The 17,375-nt window shown below is 72.4% G+C and carries 8 protein-coding genes; 1 reads left to right on the forward strand and 7 read right to left on the reverse strand.

The window, feature by feature from the left end:
* Positions 1 to 34: 34 nt before the first annotated feature.
* Positions 35 to 2,059 (reverse strand): WD40/YVTN/BNR-like repeat-containing protein, encoded by a 2,025-nt coding sequence (locus ABIA38_RS27510; protein ID WP_424641533.1) that lies wholly within the window; start codon positions 2,057 to 2,059, stop codon positions 35 to 37.
* A 115-nt stretch (positions 2,060 to 2,174) separates the two neighbouring features.
* Here ABIA38_RS27510 and ABIA38_RS27515 point away from each other — a divergent pair, with 115 nt between their 5' ends.
* The gene (locus ABIA38_RS27515; protein WP_424641534.1) at positions 2,175 to 3,146 is read left to right on the forward strand and encodes a helix-turn-helix domain-containing protein; all 972 of its coding nucleotides are present in this window, start codon (positions 2,175 to 2,177) and stop codon (positions 3,144 to 3,146) included.
* A 249-nt stretch (positions 3,147 to 3,395) separates the two neighbouring features.
* Here ABIA38_RS27515 and ABIA38_RS27520 read toward each other — a convergent pair whose 3' ends face one another.
* The 6 genes from ABIA38_RS27520 to ABIA38_RS27545 form a co-directional block, all read right to left on the reverse strand.
* On the reverse strand, positions 3,396 to 4,442 hold the full coding sequence (locus ABIA38_RS27520; RefSeq protein WP_424641535.1) for a hypothetical protein: 1,047 nt from the start codon (positions 4,440 to 4,442) through the stop codon (positions 3,396 to 3,398).
* A 97-nt stretch (positions 4,443 to 4,539) separates the two neighbouring features.
* A complete protein-coding gene (locus ABIA38_RS27525; RefSeq protein ID WP_424641536.1) occupies positions 4,540 to 4,920 on the reverse strand; it encodes a fic family toxin-antitoxin system, toxin component in 381 nt (126 codons plus the stop codon).
* A complete protein-coding gene (locus tag ABIA38_RS27530; RefSeq protein WP_424641537.1) occupies positions 4,917 to 5,129 on the reverse strand; it encodes a hypothetical protein in 213 nt (70 codons plus the stop codon). Before ABIA38_RS27530 ends, ABIA38_RS27525 begins: the two co-directional genes overlap by 4 nt.
* Before the next feature lie 52 nt (positions 5,130 to 5,181).
* Entirely contained in the window at positions 5,182 to 6,417 is a 1,236-nt protein-coding gene (locus ABIA38_RS27535) for a styrene monooxygenase/indole monooxygenase family protein (protein WP_424641538.1), read from the reverse strand.
* A 175-nt stretch (positions 6,418 to 6,592) separates the two neighbouring features.
* Positions 6,593 to 6,829 carry an MbtH family protein gene (locus ABIA38_RS27540; protein ID WP_424641539.1) on the reverse strand — a complete coding sequence of 79 codons (237 nt, stop codon included), beginning with the start codon at positions 6,827 to 6,829 and terminating at the stop codon, positions 6,593 to 6,595.
* On the reverse strand, positions 6,826 to 17,223 hold the full coding sequence (locus ABIA38_RS27545; protein ID WP_424641540.1) for an amino acid adenylation domain-containing protein: 10,398 nt from the start codon (positions 17,221 to 17,223) through the stop codon (positions 6,826 to 6,828). Before ABIA38_RS27545 ends, ABIA38_RS27540 begins: the two co-directional genes overlap by 4 nt.
* Positions 17,224 to 17,375: the final 152 nt, after the last annotated feature.

A 17,375-nucleotide genomic window follows, 5' to 3' on the forward strand; every position in this document is an offset into this window, starting at 1 on the left:
GTGTTCGGACCGGGGCGGCGCGCCTGGTGTGTGGTCACACCGCCAGTCGGTGCACGCTCCCGTAGGTCGTCCCAGCGAACAGCCACCGGCCGTCGGCCGACACGGTCAGCGACGACACCGACGGCTCCGGCAGGTTCCTGGTGATCGAGCCCCAGGTCCGGCCGCCGTCGGTGCTGCGGAGCACCCCGAGCGCCGGGGTGACGTATTCGTGCGAGCCCGCGAACACCGTCGAGCCGTCCGGGGTGAAGGCCAGCGAACTCAGGTAGCCGGTCAGGTCGGTGGCCACCTTCGTCAGGTGCTCCCCGTTGTCGGTGCTCACGTAGATCGCGTCCTTGGCGGCGACGATCGCGTGGCCCGGGGTCTTCGGGTTCAGCGCGATCGCGCTCACCCAGCCGTCGAGGACCTTGCGCAGGGTGACGCCGCCGTCGGTGGTGCGGAACAGCCCGTCCGGGCCGCCGAGCCAGGCGCTGTCGGGGTTGACCGGGTCGACGGCGACGCTGGTGAAGCCGTTCAGGTCGTCGTGTCCGTTCTGGACGAGGGACTCGCCGCCGTCGTTGCTGGTGTATACGGCCGACGGCGAGTGGGTGGCGACATACAGCCGCTTCGGGTCACTGGGGCTGACCACGATGCCGAGTGCCTTGCCCGGCACGGCGGTCTGGATGGTGGTCCACCGCAGGCCCGCGTCGGTCGACTTCTCCAGGTAGAAGCAGGGTTGTTCGGAGTTGCAGGTGTTGCGTACCCGGTACACCGTCGAAGGGTTCGACGGATCGGTGGCCAGGCCGTCGACCCGGTTGCCGAAGGTGTGCGGCGCGGTGCCGGAGAAACCCCATTCCTGGTATCCGCGCGGCAGCCGGTTCTTCAGTGGCGCGGTCGACTGGTAGCTGCCGGTCATGGTGCCCGCGACGATCGCCGGGCCCGAGGTGCCCCGGGCGACGGCCAGCGACAACACTTCGGCGCCGGGCACCCCGATCCGGCGGAAGGACTGGTGGTCGTCGGTGGTGTAGATGCCCGCACCGGCCGAGATCACGTCCGTGCCGGGCCGTCCGGGGAAGGTGCCGGTGTTCTCGTACAGGTCGATGCGGGCCAGGCCCGCCTCGGCGTGCCAGGTGCGGCCGTTGTCGCGGCTGCCCCATTGCTGCATCTCGCCGGTGGACTGGTTGACCTGGATGTGCAGCCGGCCCGAACCGTCCACGAGCGCGGCCAGGACCACCACGTCGGTGCCCCACGGCCCGCGCAGCGCCCGCCAGTGCGCGCCCCGGTCGGTGGAGACCTGCGCAACCGCCAGGTCACCCCTGGCGACCAGGGTGCCGCCGGTGCCGGTGAACTGATCGACACCCGCGCCGGTCGAGCCGGGGCGGGACAGCTTCACCGGGGTCCGCGCACCCTGGCGGAGCACCCAGACATCGGCGCCGGACGTGAAGTACAGGTCGGCGCCGGCGAACTTCGGGTTCCGCGCGTCGGCGGGGGAACCGGCCAGCAGCCGCCAGGTGTTGCCGTGATCGGTGGTGATGTGCACGCCGTCGGCAGCCGCGGCGTACAGCCGCGCGCCGCTCGGGTCGAACACGACGCCGCTGACTCGGCCAGGGGTGTCCAGCACCTGAGTGAACGTTTTTCCGGCGTCGGTACTGCGCAGCACGTACCCGCGCCAGTGGTCCTTCTCCTGACCGCCGGCGAACACTACGTCGGCCTGGCGCGGGCTGGCCGCGACGCCGCCGGCGTCCGTGGCGTTCACGGGCAGTTCGTTGCTCTGCTGCCAGGTGGTGCCCCGATCGTCGGATCGGAAGACGACGTTGCCGATCGGGGTCTGTACGTAGGCCCGTTCGGGCCGGGCGGGGGTGAATGCCAGTTTGCCGCCGCTGCCGTTCGGGCCGACCTGCCGCCACTCGTTGCCTCGGGTGGCCAGGGTCGTCGGCGGGTCGGCGGGGGCCGCTGGTTCCGCTCCGGCGGGCGCCGCGCCGAACGTGCCGAACACGGTGCCGAAGGCCACCGCGGCGATCAGGAATAGTCGGCGCCGGGACAGCTTCGCTGAACCCGACCGTGAATGCTGTGCGTTGAACATTCGGTCTCCCATGGGGCCGGTGGTGTGCTCTTTGTAGTCGCGCATCCCGACGGTTGGCCAGGTGTGGCCGGTGGCCGATTGCGGCCGGCGCCGGAATCGGCCATGCTCGCTCGCCATGGAAGATGACGAACTCGTGTTCGGTGCCGTCGGGGTCGCGCCCTTCGACGAGCGGGTCTACCGCACCGTTCTGGCCGGACCGCCGGTCACCGTGCGCGACTTGGCGGAGCGCACCGGCTGGGGCACCGAGCGGCTGCATTCGGCCCTCGCCCGGCTGCGCGGCCACGGTCTGGTCAGCCGACTCTCGGGCCGCCCCACCCGGTGGGCGGCCGTCAGCCCGACCGCCGCCCTCGCCGCCCTGGTCCGCAACGCCCACGCCGACCTCGGCAGGGTCACCGAGACGGCCGCCGAACTCGAGGCCGTCTACCGCGCGCTCGGCGAGACCGCCCGCCCCGGCGAGGGCGTCGAATTGTTGACCAGCGCCGACGAACTCGGCCGGTGGTTCGCCCGGCTCCAGCAGGAGGCCACCGAGGAGATCATGAGCCTGGACCGGCCGCCGTACGTCCTTGCCCACGGCAACCCGCTCCAACACACCCTCCTGGGCCGCGGGGTCCGCTACCGCACGATCTACGCCCCCGAGTCGTTCGAGATACCCGGCAACCTGGACGACGTGACCGGCCTGTCGCAGGCCGGCGAAGAGGCCCGGGTCCTCGCCGGCGTCCCGTTGAAGATGTCCGTCGCCGACCGCCGGATCGCCCTGCTGCCCCTGTACCTCGACTCGCCCATCACCCGCAGCGTGGTCATCCGGGGCACCACCCTCGTCGACGCCCTGGTCACCCTGTTCGAACGACTGTGGACCCAAGCCGTCCCACTCACCGCCGCCGGCCCCCAGGAGTGCGACCCACTCGACGCGGAGGACCGGCGGATCCTGAACCTGCTGCTGTCCGGACTCAAGGACGAGACGATCGCCCGGCAACTGGGCACCAGCACCCGGAGCCTGCGCCGGCGAATGCGGGTGCTCCTCGACGAGTTGGGCGCGGAGAACCGCTTCCAGGCCGGGGTACAGGCGGCGCGGCGCGGCTGGGTGTAGCCGGGGAACTGCCCAGCGGAGACCGCCCAGGCGAGGGCCGCGCTGCCGGAACGACTCACCCCGCAGTGACCGCCGCCTGCGGCACCCCGACCGCGGTCACTCGCCAGCCCGGACGATCCCGCGCTGCACCGCGGTGCAGGAGGCCGGAGCCGTCGTCGGTTCGGAGGCCGGGCCCGGCACACCTGCACGGCGATCGCCGCCGGCCCGGTCCCCTGTTGACGTGCCTCGCGTCCGCCGGGACCGGCGCGGTCAACATTCGGGCATCGGGAGACCGGGGAACCGGACCCGATACGGCCCTCGGTACCTCGCCTCGCCGCCGATCATCAGCCCGCCGGGGGACTCGACCCCGGCGGCACGGGCGGTGCGGACGATCAGCGCCGCGATCTCGGTGGGCTTCACCTCTCCGGGACCGCCGGCGTCGAGGACCCACGGGGAATCCCCGAAGAGCCGGCGCTGTGGGTGCTCCGGTGGCAGCGACTCGACGGGAGTCCAGCCGAGGGCGCGGGCGTTCGCTCCGCGGGCCGCCTCGCCGACGAGGTACTCGGTGTACGAGACATACAGATGGCCCTCGCACACGATGCCGAACAGCAGCGGCCCCTTGCCGCCGGCGAGCCGCCCGTACCGGGGAATGTTCTGCGTCATGCCGGTAGCCAGGGTCTCGGCGGGAAGCGTTCGCAGGAATGCGCCCAGAGCACTGCCGAGGCCGTCCCAGCTGTCGGCATTCTCCCGGCGAGGGTGGTCCAGCGGTCGCCCGGAGTCCTCCAGGGTCCCGACGAACCCTTGTCCGGACCGCGCGTACCAGGACTCCCACACCTGGCCGGCCTGCAGGACGAGTTCGGGCCCGGCCGCCCCGGCCCGCAGTTCCAGCGTCACTCGATCCCGGCGCCGGCGCAGGAACGGCCTGCCCCAGGTGGGATCCAGACGCAATCCGGACGGGCCGCTCAGCCCGTGGGCCCCGACGTACGTCGCGTTCCCGTGCACTTTGCGCACCGCGTCCGCGATCCGCCCGAACTCCTCCGCCTGCAGCCGCGGTTCGGGAGCCGGCCGGCTCACCGGGACCACCAGCTCCAAGTAGTCCTGCAGCGGAGCCCACGCACGAGCCCTCGCACCAACGGGCACGAGCACCGCATCCCCACCCGGAAGCCCGGTCACCACCCGAACATGGCCATCCGACTCCCCGGCCCACTCCCAGCCCAGCCGGTCGACCAGATCGCGCATGTCCTCCGCGGTCCAGGTCCCGACGAAGGCGTTCGTCATCTGTCGGGCGACGGCCCCGACATCGTCACTACTGAACATGGTCTCTTCCTACCGGCCGCCAAGGACACTCCGGCACTCGGGTCCTGCGTGGGTTCCGGCTCGCGTCCTGCGTGCTCGCCCGGCCGCCTGCCGTGGTTCAGCCGGTCCAGGTTCTGAGGACGGCGGCGATGTCGGGAACGGTGCAGGTGTCCTTGCGTAGTTCGGTGACCAGGGCGGTGATTTCGGCGCGGCCGAGTTTGGTGGTGATCCCGCACGCGGTGAGGTATCCGTGCGCGACCGCGACCGCGACCGTCATATTGGAGCGTTCCAACCAGACGACGCGGCCCAGGAGTTGGCACAGGGCGGCCGCGCGGACGAACGGGCCGGTGTAGACGTCCTGTCCGGCCAGGACCGCCTGGTGCCGGGCGACGGCGGCGATGGGCAGACCGTAGTCCTCGGGGGCCGGGTCGTTCTCCCCCGCCTCGCGGGCGACCTCGAGGATCCAGGCCAGGTCGACGTTCACATCGGGTCGGGTCACCGGGGGGCAGCCAGTTCCTCGATGAGGTCGCCGTAACCGACGATCACCTCGCGGGCGCCCTCCAGAAACCGCTCGCGCACCCCGTCGTTGTCGCGTCGCACGAGCTGTTCGATGTAATCGTTGAGCGGCATGTGCCGGGTCTCGGCCGCCTGACGCGCCATCTCGGCGGTCTCGTCGGTCATCCGCACGTTCACCTGGGTCTTGGCCATGGCGCCAAGGTACCACCTGATACCAGCCGCAGAGGCGAGGCCGGGCACGAAACTAGGGTGCGGCGGCGACCGCGGTCAGGTAGTCGCGGGTGAGGTCCGCGTCGAGCAGCCAGTCGCGCAGGTCGGCGGGGTCGGCATAGCCGTAGGCGAAGCGGTCCGCCACGCGCGGGTGGGCGGCGGCTGCGGCCAGGACCTGTTGTACGTGGTCGGCGGGCGGGGCGGCGAGCATCAGCGCGGTGAAGTCGACGCTGTGGCAGGCGTGTTCCCAGAACGTGGCGTGCGTGTCGTGCATCCACACGGTGTCGAACGGGGCGTCGCCGCGGTCGCGGATCGCCCGCAGGTACACCGCGGCGCAGCGGGCCGCGTTGTTGGCCCCTTGTCCGGTGACGGGGTCGTTGAGGACGGTGACGTCGGCCATGCCGAGCACGTGTCGGCCGGGGACGGTACCGGCGACGGGGTGGCGAACGACGGGGGTGACCGCGCCGTAGAGGGTGCTTGCCGGGTCGGTGGGTTCGGCGCGGGCACACAGGTCGTATTCCCACGGCACGTGGTGGCGGATCAGGTCGAGGGAGCGGCGGAGCATGGTGTCGGGGTCGGGTCGGTCGGCGAACCGGTCGGTCGGGCCGCCCGGGTGGGCCTCCCAGAGCAGGATGGTGCACGGCCCGGACAGGGTGAGGGCGGGTTGCAGGAACAGTTCGCCGCCGCCGGCGATGGCGTAGACGCGGACCGCCCCGGGGTGATCGCCCTGGTCGACGCCGTGCAGGTAGACGCATGCCAGGGTGCGCTGCGGCCGGTCGAACCGGGTGCGGGACGGGTCGGGTGTGAACAGGGCGGCCGGGTCGCCGCGTCCGGTGGCGATGACGGTGAGGTCGTGGGTGTCGGCGAGCCGCGCGACCTCGGCACGGTCGGCGGTGCGGTAGAGCACCGTGCCGCCGCGCTGCTCGTACAGTTCCAGCCAACCGGCCGTCTTCACCCGCTGGTCCACCGACTGTTGGCCGTCGTCCAACACAGCCGAGAACTCCAGGGCGGGGGTGCCGGCCGGGTCGACGAGGGTGAATCGCATCGTGTCGACCAGCGGTGCGGCGTCCTCCCACAGGTTCAGCCCCGCGTCCCGCTCGATCCGGCGAGCCGGGCCGAACATCGCCTGCGTCGACAACACACGGCCCGCGCGGACCTCGTCCGGAGTTCGCGCCGCGACCAGCGTCACCTGGTAGCCGCTCGCCTGCAGACCCAGCGCCAGATGCAGGCCCGCCTGCCCCGCGCCCACGATCGCGATCCTGCGCACCATCGAGTCCTCACCCGAGACGACAAGCGAACGGGTTCATTCAACTACAGAACGCGATGCCCGTGGTGGTGATGCGGGATGCGGCGCGGGTCCCACGCCGCCGTGTGCTCGCCCCGCTTCACCAACGAGGTCGCCAGGTGAGTGCCGGCGTGGACGCACGCGAGCGGCTGCTGCTGTGCTATCGCTCCTGGGCGTTCATGGCGTTCATGGCGTTGATCAGGCTTTGTGGGCGCATGTCGGTCCAGGTGCGTTCGATGTGGTCGAGGCAGGCCCGGCGGCTGTCCTCGGGATGCGCCACGGTCCATCCGGCGGGTACGTCCAGGGTTGCGGGCCACAGTGAGTGCTGGTTCTCGTCGTTGACCAGGACGACGTAGGTGGCGTCGTGGTCTTCGAAGGGGTTGGTCGTGTGGGTCATTTCGGCTCTTTTCGGTCGTGCGCTGCCGGTGCCGGTGCGCCGGCGGGAGCGGGGTCGGGGTCGGGGTCCGGTGTACCGGCCGGGAGGGTCGCGGCGATCCGGTCGAGGCGGGTCGCCAGGGCGGGGCCGATCCGGGCGAGCGCGTCCGGTTGCATCAGCCCGTTGTGGCGGGCGGCGATCTCGAGGACCTCGATCCGTCCGCTGACGTGCGGGCGCCACGCCGTGGGCTCGGGAAGGCGCGGATCGCGCTCGATGGTGGCCTTGAACAGCAGCATGTCCCCGTCGAGCACGCCGGGGGTGAACGTGTGCGCCGCCACCGCGTTGTGATCCAACACGGCCGCGACGGCGGCGAGTTGGTGCGGCTGTAGACCGGCCAGGACATGCCCTCGTTCGCGCAGCACCCGGGCGAGCCCGTCGTAGGTCACCGGCTGGGGGGTGAAGGTGCCCGGGTCGCAGTCGAGTACGAGCGCCAAGTGCTCCGCGCCGCGGTGGAGGGTCGATTCGTCGGGGGAGATCGTGTACAGGGGGTAGGCGTCGAGAACGGCCAGCAGCGCCGTGTGCTCGCCGTGCGTGGCCAGTTCGGTGGCGATGGCGTGCGCGATCAGTCCGCCGGCGGACCAGCCGAGCAACTGGTACGGCCCCTCCGGCTGCACCTTGCGGATCTGTTCCAGGTAGTCGGCGGCCATCTCCTCGACCGAGGCGGGCGCCGGTTCCGGGCGGGTCAGGCCACGGGCTTGCAGCGCGTACACGGGTTGCTGCGGGTGCAGGTGGCGCAACAGCCCGCCGTACACCCAGCCGACGCCGCCGGCGGGATGAACGCACCACAGCGGCAGCCGGCTTCCGTGCGGGCGCAGCGGCAGTACCACCTCCAGGACGTCGCCGGGGCGACCCGTCCCCGATCGCCGGGCCAGGCCGGCCGGGGTGGGTGTCTCGAAGAGGGCGCCGAGTGCGATGTCGACGCCGAGGACGGCGCGGATTCGGGAGATGAGGCGGGTGGCGAGGAGGGAGTGGCCGCCGAGGTCGAAGAAGGAGTCGTCGGTCCCGACGGCCGGCACCTCCAGAATCTCCGCGAACAGTTCGGCGAGGACCTGCTCGTGGGGGGTTCGTGGAGTTGTGCGGGTGTCGTCCTCGGCGTTCGGCCGGTGTTCGAGGGCGAGGGCGGACAGCGCCGTGCGGTCCGGCTTGCCGTTGGGGGTCAGCGGCATGGCGTCGAGGAGGACGAACGCCGAGGGAACCATGTACTCGGGCAGGTGCCGTCGCGTGTACGCGCGCAGTTGTGGGGCCGTCGGGCTCTCGCCCCGGGTGGGCACGAAGTGGGCGGTGAGGCGTTTGTCGCCGTGTCGGTCCTCGGGGGTGGTGACGGCGGCCTGGGCCACGCCGGGGTGCGCGGTGAGCACGGCTTCGATCTCGCCGGGTTCGATGCGGAACCCGCGGATCTTGACCTGCCGGTCGCCTCGTCCGCGAAATTCCAGGACCGCGCCGTCGGCGCGCCATCGGGCGAGGTCGCCCGTACGGTACATACGTTCCCCGGGCGCAGCGAACGGGCAGGCCACGAACCGTTCGGCGGTCGGGGCCGGGCGGTTCAGATAGCCGCGGGCGACGCCGGGGCCGGCCAGGTACAGCTCGCCGGTCACTCCCGGCGGCAGCGGGTCGAGGGTGGGGCCGAGGACCCAGACGTGCATGCCGGGCATGGGACGGCCCAGCGGCAGCGGCCGATCGGTGGCGACGACGGGTCCGACCCGGTGCTGGGTGGCGAACGTGGTCGTCTCGGTGGGGCCGTAGACGTGTACGACCAGTGTGCCGGGACAGGCTTGCCGGATCCGGGCGACGGCGGAGGGGGAGACCACGTCGCCGCCGGTCCACACTTCGCGCACGCCGGCGAGGCAGTGCGGTTGTTGTTCGGCGATCAGGTGGAACAGTCCGCAGGTGAGGAACACGGCGGTCACCGCGTGCCGGGTGAGAACCCGGTGGAGGGTGTCGACGTCGAGGGGGCCGGGTGGGGCGAGGACGACGGTGCCGCCGTTGAGCAGGGGTGTCCACAGTTCGTAGGTGGAGGCGTCGAACGCGGTGGGCGAGTGTGCCAGGACCCGCTCGTGGGCGCCGCCGCGCCAGGTGGGGGCCAGTGCCAGCGCGGCCACGTCGTGGTGGGTGACGGCGATGCCCTTGGGTTCGCCGGTCGATCCGGAGGTGAACATCACGTACGCGAGCCGGCGGGGATGGCAGGCGAGGTCCGGGTCGGCGTCGTTGTGGTTGCCCTGTTCGAGCGTGGTCAGCGTGTCGGGGTTCAGCAGCAGCACCGCGCCGGTCCGGCGGATGATCAGGTCGATGCGGGAGGACGGGAACCGCGAGTCCAGCGGCACGTAGACCGCTCCGGCCTTGACGACCGCCAGCAGGGCCGCGACCAGGTCGAGGGAGCGTTCCAGCAGGACCGCCACCGTGTTCTCCGGTCGTACCCCACGCTCGAGCAGGGCGTGTGCAAGGCGGTTCGCACGCTCGTCCAGTTCCCGGTAGGTCACGGTGGTGTCGCCGGCGATCACGGCGGGCGCGTCCGGCGTGGCCCGCGCCTGCCGGGCGAACAGTTCGGGCAGGGCGGCCCACGGCACACCCTCGTCCTCCGCCTCGTCCTCCGCCTCGGGCCCCCCGGTGCCGGACCGCAGCGTGTGTCGCTCATCCGGGGAGAGCAGGTCGATGCGGCCGATGGGTGTGTCGGGATCGGCTGCGGCTGCCCGCAGCAGTCGGGTCCATCGTGCGGTCAGTGTCTCGATCGTGGACCGGTCGAACAGGTCGGTGGCGTACTCGAGCGTGCCGTCCACACCGGCGGGATCGCCGTCGGGACCGTAGCGTTCCGCCAGGCCGAACGCGAGGTCGACCCGGGCGGTTCCGGTGTCCAGCGGCACGGCGGTGGTGCGCAGTCCCGGCAGGGCGAACTCGTGCGCCGGTGCGTGATGGAGGCCGAGCAGCACCTGGAAGAGCGGGTGTCGGGACAACGACCGGGCGGGGTTGAGTTCTTCCACCAGTTGCTCGAACGGCAGGTCCTGGTGGGCGTACGCGGTCAAAGCGTTGTCGCGTACGCGGGCGAGGAGTTCGGCGAACGTGGGGTCGCCGGAGGTGTCGGCGCGCAGGACGAGGGTGTTGACGAAGAAGCCGACGAGGTCGTCCAGGGCCTGGTCGGTGCGTCCGGCGATGGGGCTGCCGATCGGGATGTCGGTGCCTGCGCCCAGGCGGGTGAACAGGGCGGCGAGCCCGGCGTGCAGGACCATGAACAGGCTCGCGCCGTGGCGTCTGCCCAGATCGGTCAGGGCGGCGTGCAGTCCGGCGTCGAGTTCGACGGCGAGGTGCTCGCCGCGGTGGGTGGCGGCTGCGGGGCGGGGGCGGTCGACGGGTAGTGGCAGCTGGTCGGGCAGGCCGTTCAATGCCTGTTTCCAGTGGGCGAGTTGGCGGGCGGCGAGACTGTCGGGATGGGCCGGGTCGCCGAGCAGATCGTGTTGCCACAGGGTGTAGTCGGCGTATTGGACCGGCAGCGGGTCCCATGCGGGTTCCTCGCCGCGGTCCCGGGCGGCGTAGGCGCGGGCCAGGTCACGCGCGAGCGGGCCCGTCGACCAGCCGTCCCCGGCGATGTGGTGCACCAGCAGCAGCAGCACGTGCTCGTCCGGTCCGATGCCGAAAAGCTCCGCGCGCAGTGGCGGTTCGACGGCGAGATCGAAGGAGTACCGGGCGGCGGCGACGAGCCGCTCCGGAAGGTCCGTCTCGTCGAGTCGGGTGACGGGCAGCGGCAGGTGGAGGCGGCTCTGCGTGGCGTCCAGCACCCGCTGGTGGGGCACTCCGTCCTCCGACACGGGAAACACCGTGCGCAGGCTCTCGTGTCGCGCTGCCACGTCGGCGAGGGCGGCGTGCAGGGCCTGTCGGTTCAGGCTGCCGGTCAGGCGCATCGCGAGGGGGATGTTGTAGGTGGGGCTGGGGCCCTCGAGGCGGTGCAGGAACCACAGGCGGCGCTGGGCGAAGGACAGCGGCACGTTCCGGGGGCGTTGCCCGCGGCCCAGGGCGGGCCGCCGCACCGGGTTCCCCCGGTCGAGTCGGCCGGCCAGCTCGGCCGGCGTGGGGGCTTCGAAGAGGGTGCGCAGTTCCACGTCGGTGTCGAGGACGGCGCGGATGCGGGAGGTGAGGCGGGTGGCGAGGAGGGAGTGTCCGCCGAGGTCGAAGAAGTTGTCGTCGGCGGACACGTGCGGGAGGTCGAGGGTTTCGGCGAACAGTTCGCACAGCTGACGTTCCTGCGGGGTGCGTGGCGCTCGCGGGTGTTCGGCCGGGTGGTGTTCGGGTGCGGGGAGCGCGGTGCGGTCGAGTTTGCCGTGGGTGGTCAGCGGCAGGTCGTCCAGGGTCGTGAACGTCGAGGGGATCAGGTGTTCGGCCAGATGTTTGCGTGCGTGCGCCCTCAGGTCCCAGGGGTGCGCGCTGCGGCCGGCGGTGGGAACCAGGTAGGCGACCAGGCGTTTGCCGCCGGGCCGGTCCTCGCGGACGACGACGGCGGCTCGGTCCACGTCCGGGTGGGCCGCCAGCACGGTTTCGATCCTGCCGGGGTCGATGCGGACACCGCGGATCTCGACTTGGTCTTCGGTGCGGCCGCAGAAATCCAGTCCGTTGTCGGCCGGGCGCCATTTCGCGAGGTCGCCGGTGCGGTGCATACGTTCGCCGGGCCGGCCCCACGGGCAGGCGACGAACCGTTCGGCGGTCCGGCCGGGCCGGCCCAGGTAGCCGCGAGCCAGGCCCGTCCCGGCGAGGTACAGCTCCCCGATCACTCCCGGCGGCACCGGCCGCAGGGCGGCGTCCAGCACGTAGGCGCGCATCCCTGCGACGGGCCGGCCGAGCGGCGGGACGGAGCCGGCGGGGGCGGGCGGGGCAGTCATCGTGGCCGACCCGGTCGTCTGGGTCGAACCGTGGGCGTTGATCACGCCTCGCCCGGGCGCCCACCGGTCCACCGGTCCCGCCGGGCGTGCCGCGCCGGCGACGCCCGGCGTGGTCACCGGGCGGTCGGGTGCGGCCACGCCGGCCGGCGCCGATGGCGGCATGCCGGCGTGCGTCGGTCGCGACAGCGGGTCGGCCGGCGGGGCGAGCACCAGCGGGGCGCCGGACAGCAGGGCGACGCACAGGTCCCGGACGCAGAGGTCGAAGGCGGGAGAGACCGGCACGCGGCTGCCGGTGCCGAGTCCGAGCTGCTCGGCCCGGGTGGCGGCCAGGTGCGGGATGCCGGCGTGGGTGACGGTCATGCCCTCGGGGCGGCCGGTGGCGTCGGAATCGTAGACGACACAGGCACTGTGCCGGGGGTCGACGGCGATGCCCGGGTCCGTGTCCGGGCGTTCTTCCCGCAGGACGGTGGCCATGTCCGAGTGGTCGAGGACGAGCGCGGGGTGGGCATCGTCGAGCATCGACCGGATGCGAGCGGTCGGGGAGCCGGGGTCGACGGGCAGGTGGGCGGCCCCGGCCTTGACCGTGCCCAGGATCGCGACGACGAGGTCGACCGAGCGGGGCAGCACGAGGGCGACGATGTCCTCGGGGCCGATGCCGCGGGCGATCAGGGCGTGCGCGACCCGGTTGGCGCGGGCGTTCAGCTCCCGATAGGTCAGCTCGCCGTCGCCCACGATCAGCGCGAGGGCGTCCGGTGTTTCCGCCACCTGTGCGGCGAACAGTGCCGGCATCGATCGTTCCGGCGTCGCGGGAGCGGTCCGGTCGAACTCCTGGAGCACGCGTCGGCGTTCCGGTGCCGACATGATCTCCACGTGGCCGATCGGCCGGTCGGGGTCGGCCGCCACCGACACCAGCAGGCGCGTCCACCGGTCCGTCAGCGCCTCGACGCCGGCGGGGTCGAAACTGTCGGTGGCGTATTCGACGGTGCCGACGATCCCGTTCGGGGCGCCGTCGGGGGTGTGTTGTTCGGTGAGGCTGAGCGTCAGGTCCATCCGCGCCGTGCCGGTGGGTGTCGGCCGGCCACTCACCCGCAGGTCGGGGAGCTCGATCGTCCCCGCGGGGGTGTTCTGGAGGACGAGCATCACCTGGCACAGGGGGTGGTGCGCGAGTGAGCGCGCCGGACCCAGTTCCTCCACCAGGCGTTCGAAGGGCAGGTCCTGGTGTGCGTAGGCGGCCAGGTTGATGTCGCGGACCCGGGTGAGGAGTTCGGCGAACGAGGGGTCGCCGCTGGTGTCGGTACGCAGGACCAGGGTGTTGACGAAGAACCCCACCAGGTCGTCGAGGGCCTCGTCGGTGCGCCCGGCGATCGGGGTGCCGATGGGGATGTCGTGCCCGGCACCGAGGCGGGTGAGCAGGGCGGCGAGACCCGCTTGCAGGACCATGTGCAGACTCACCCCGCGTGCGCGGGCAAGATCGCGCAGGGCGGTATGGAGGTCGGCGCCCAGCGTGATGTCGGTGGTGGCGCCGTGGTGGGTGGCCTCCGCGGGCCGGGGCCGGTCGGTGGGCAGCGCGAGTTGCTCGGGCAGACCGGCCAACGCCTCTCTCCAGTAGGCCAGTTGGCGGGCGGCCAGGCTTTCGGGATCCGCCGGGTCGCCGAGGAGGTCCCGCTGCCACAGGGTGTAGTCGGCGTACTGCACCGGCAGCGGCGTCCAGATGGGTGCCTCGCCGCTGCACCGCGCGGTATACGCCGCCGTCAGGTCCCGGGCCAGTGGGCCCATCGACCAGCCGTCCCCGGCGATGTGGTGCACCACCAACGACAGCACGTGCTCGTCCGGGGCCAGGGCGAACAGCTCGGCGCGCACCGGCGGTTCGGTCACCAGGTCGATACCGCGGCGCGCCGCCGACGCAAGCCGGTCCTCCAGCTCCGCCGCGCCGACGGATGTCACCGCCAGGGCCAGGTGCCGACGGATTCGCGCCTCGTCCAGGACCTGCTGACAGGGCAGCCCGTCCTCGGACAACGGGAAGACGGTGCGCAGGCTCTCCTGTCGCACGGCGACGTCCGCCAGGGCCTGCTCCAGTGCCGCCGGGTCGAGTTCCCCGGACAGACGCAGCGCGAGGGCGATGTGGTAGGTGGGTGTGGGGCCGTGCATGCGGTGCAAAAACCACAGGCGGCGCTGGGCGAACGACAACGGCAGCGGCGTCGGACGGGGCTGCGGCCGCAGCCCGGGCCGGGCCCGGCCCGCCGCGTCGAGCCGGGCGGCCAGGCCGGCCGGCGTGGGTGCCTCGAACAGGGTGCGGATCCCGACCTCGACGCCCAGCACCGCGCGGAGGCGGGAAATGAGGCGGGTGGCGAGCAGGGAGTGTCCGCCGAGGTCGAAGAAGGAATCGTCGGCGCCGACCCGGGGCACCCCGAGGACCTCGGCGAACAACTCGCCCAACACCTGTTCGTGGGGGGTGCGCACGGCCCGGCCGGCTGCACCGGGGTGGTGCTCGGGAGCCGGGAGCGCGGCCGTGTCCAGCTTGCCGTTCACCGTCAGCGGGAGCGCGTCCAGGGTCACGAACTCCGACGGAACCAGGTAGTCGGGCAGGTGCCGTCGCGCATGCTCACGCAGTTCCGGGACCCGCGCACCGCTCGGGGCCGGGACGAGGTAGGCGACCAGGCGCTGGTCGCCGGGCCGGTCCTCGCGGGCGACGACGGCGGCCTGAACCACGTCCGGATGCGCCGCGAGGACGGTTTCGACCTCGCCGGGTTCGATCCGGAAGCCGCGGATCTTGACCTGCCGGTCGGCACGGCCGAGATAGACCAGCGCGCCGTCCGCGCGCCGGCGCACCACGTCCCCGGTGCGATACATCCGCTCGCCCGGGGTCGCGTACGGGCAGGCGACGAAACGTTCGGCGGTGAGGCCGGGCCGGTTGAGGTAGCCTCGGGCGAGACCTTCGCCGACCAGGTACAACTCGCCGGGCACGCCGGGCGGTACCGGTTGCAGGGCGGCGTCGAGGACGTGGGCGCGCAGGTCGGGCAGGGTGGTGCCGATCACGCTGGCGCCCGCCGCGGCGGCGCTCTCCCGGTCGAACGCGGCGTGGGTGGCGTACACCGTGGTCTCGGTGGGGCCGTACATGTTGACCAGCACGGGCGCGTCGTCGCCGTGGCGGCTGTACCAGTCGTCCAGGCGGGCGGGGTCGAGGGCCTCGCCGCCGAGAAGCACCGTGCGCAGCGAGAGCGTCGGCCCGATCTCCGGGGCTTCGCGGTCGGCGTGCATCAGGGGATGGAACGCGGACGGGGTCTGACAGAGCACCGTCACACGCTCGTCGGCCAGCAGGCGCAGGAACTTCCCCGGGGAGCGGGTGGTGTCGTGGGGAACGACGACCAGGCGCCCGCCGTGCAGCAGCGCGCCGAAGATCTCCCAGATCGAGGCATCGAAGGTATAGGAGTGGAACAGCGCCCACACGTCGTCCGGACCGCACGCGAAGAGGCGTCGGGTCGAGGAGAGCAGCCGCACCACGTTGCGGTGCGGGATCACCACACCTTTGGGCCGGCCGGTCGAACCCGACGTGTGGATGACGTAGGCCGGATGCCGGGGATCGATGGCGACGCCGGGATCGGAATCGGGGCAGTTCTTCAGCAGTGCCGTCGTCGAAGGGGCGTCCAGCAGCAGCGAATCCGTCCCCGGGGCAAGATCGATCGCGGCGCGGATCGCGGTATGGGTGAGCAGCAGGGCCGCGTCGGCGTCGGCGAGCGTGGCCGCGATCCGCGCGGTGGGGCAGCCGGGTTCGATGGGCAGGTACGCGGCACCGGCCTTGAGCACTCCCAGGATCGTGGTCACCATCTCGACGCCGCGGGGCAGGACGAGGGCGACGATGTCCTCGGCACCGACGCCGCGGGCGATCAGGGCGTGCGCGAGCCGGTTCGCCCGGGCGTTCAACTCCCCGTAGGTCGAGGCGTCGTCCCCGCACACCACGGCGACGGCCTCCGGGGTGGTGCGAGCACGGACCTCGAACAGCCCGGGCACGGCGACATCCGCGACTTCGGCCGGCACCTCGTCGCGGCGGCCCACCAACTCGCGGCGCTCACCGTCGGAAAGCAGGTCGAAGGTGCCGACCCGCCGATCGGGGCCGGCCGTGGCCATCGCGTCCAGAAGGCGCAACAACCGCGTCTGATGGTCGACCAGGTCCGCGTCGCCGTACCGGTCCGCGGCGGCGTGCAGTTCCAGTCGCAGCCCGGCTCCGTCCCGTTGCTCCAGCGCCACCAGCGTCGGGGCCGCGACGGCTCCCCGGGAGAGGTTGTGCATCGTGGAGCGGTGGCCGGCGAACGTGAGGGAGGCGCCGAACGTCATGACGTTGACGATCATGAAGAACCGCGAGCCGATCCGGTCGGGCAGGCCGAGGTCGCGGGTCATGTCCTCGCCGCGGTAGCGCTCGTGCGCCACCGCCTGCTCCACCGCATGGTCGACGCGGGAGAGCAACTCGGCCGACGGCATGGCCGAATGCACCTTCAGGCGCAGCGGCACGACGTTGGCCAGTACTCCCGGGATGTTGAGCAGGTCACGCCGCGAGCGGCCGGAGACGACCAGGCCGAGGAGCACGTCCCGCGCGCCGGTCAGCCGGTGCGCGTACGCCGCCGCGACGGCGACGAGGTAGCGCGACCGCTGTGTCCCGGTCTGCTCGGTCGCCTTCCGCAGCGCCTCCGGGGATGCCATCGGGCGCGCTTCGGTCCTGCGGCCGGCACCGGGAAACCACAGGCCGTCGCCCGCGCCGACTTCCGTGTGCGCAAGATCCGGCCGGACGGGCAGCGGGGCCGGGTCGGGCAGGTCGGCGAGCACGTGCGTCCAGTGCGCGCGGTCGGCGTCGTACTGCCCCGAGGTCCGGTAGTCCAGATCGGCCCGCACCAGATGCGCGGGCGACCCGAACGGGGAGGCTCCCGTGGCCCTTCCGGCGACCATGGCCGTGTACACCCGCGCGACCCGGCGCGCGACGAGGGCAAAACCGAAGCCGTCCATCACCAGATGGTGACTGCTGCCGTACCACCACCAGCGGTCCGTCCCCAGCCGGAACAACGCGAACCGGAACAGCGGGCCGCGAGACACATCCATGGGGGTGTCCAGGTCCGCTGCCATCCACGCGCGCGCCGCCGCCTCGGGAGAGGCATCACGGCTGACGTCGACACGCGGTAGCGACACATCCAGGCCCGCGTCCACGACCTGCACCGGGCCGTCCTCGCCCTCGATGACGCGCATCCCCACCGCCTCGGCCTCCGACACGGTCTGCCGCAGCGCGACCTCGAACAGCGCGGCGTCGACGGGGCCGTGGATCTCCACACACTCCGCGACCCGGTACGTCGCTCCCCCACCGGGGAAACGCTGCTCGGCGAGCCAGAACTCCCGCTGCGCGGAGGTCAGCGGCAGCACCCGGGAGCGCGCCTCCTCGCGCCCCTCCACGGGGTTCGAACCGGGCTCCGGGTCGGGATCGGACGCGGTCGTGGCGCCGGGGCTGGACAACGGAAGACCTCCGGGAGGGTCGAACAACGGACGCGGGACCACGGCCGCGGGGTCGGTCGGGTGCGCCACCCGGACGAACACTGCCGGGGGACGAAGGACACGAGAACGGCGGCCGCCACATCCGCGGCGTGCGTGGCGACTTCCGGCCCGGG

The sequence above is a fragment of the Embleya sp. AB8 genome (genome assembly GCF_049739465.1).
Classification (GTDB): Bacteria; Actinomycetota; Actinomycetes; order Streptomycetales; family Streptomycetaceae; genus Embleya.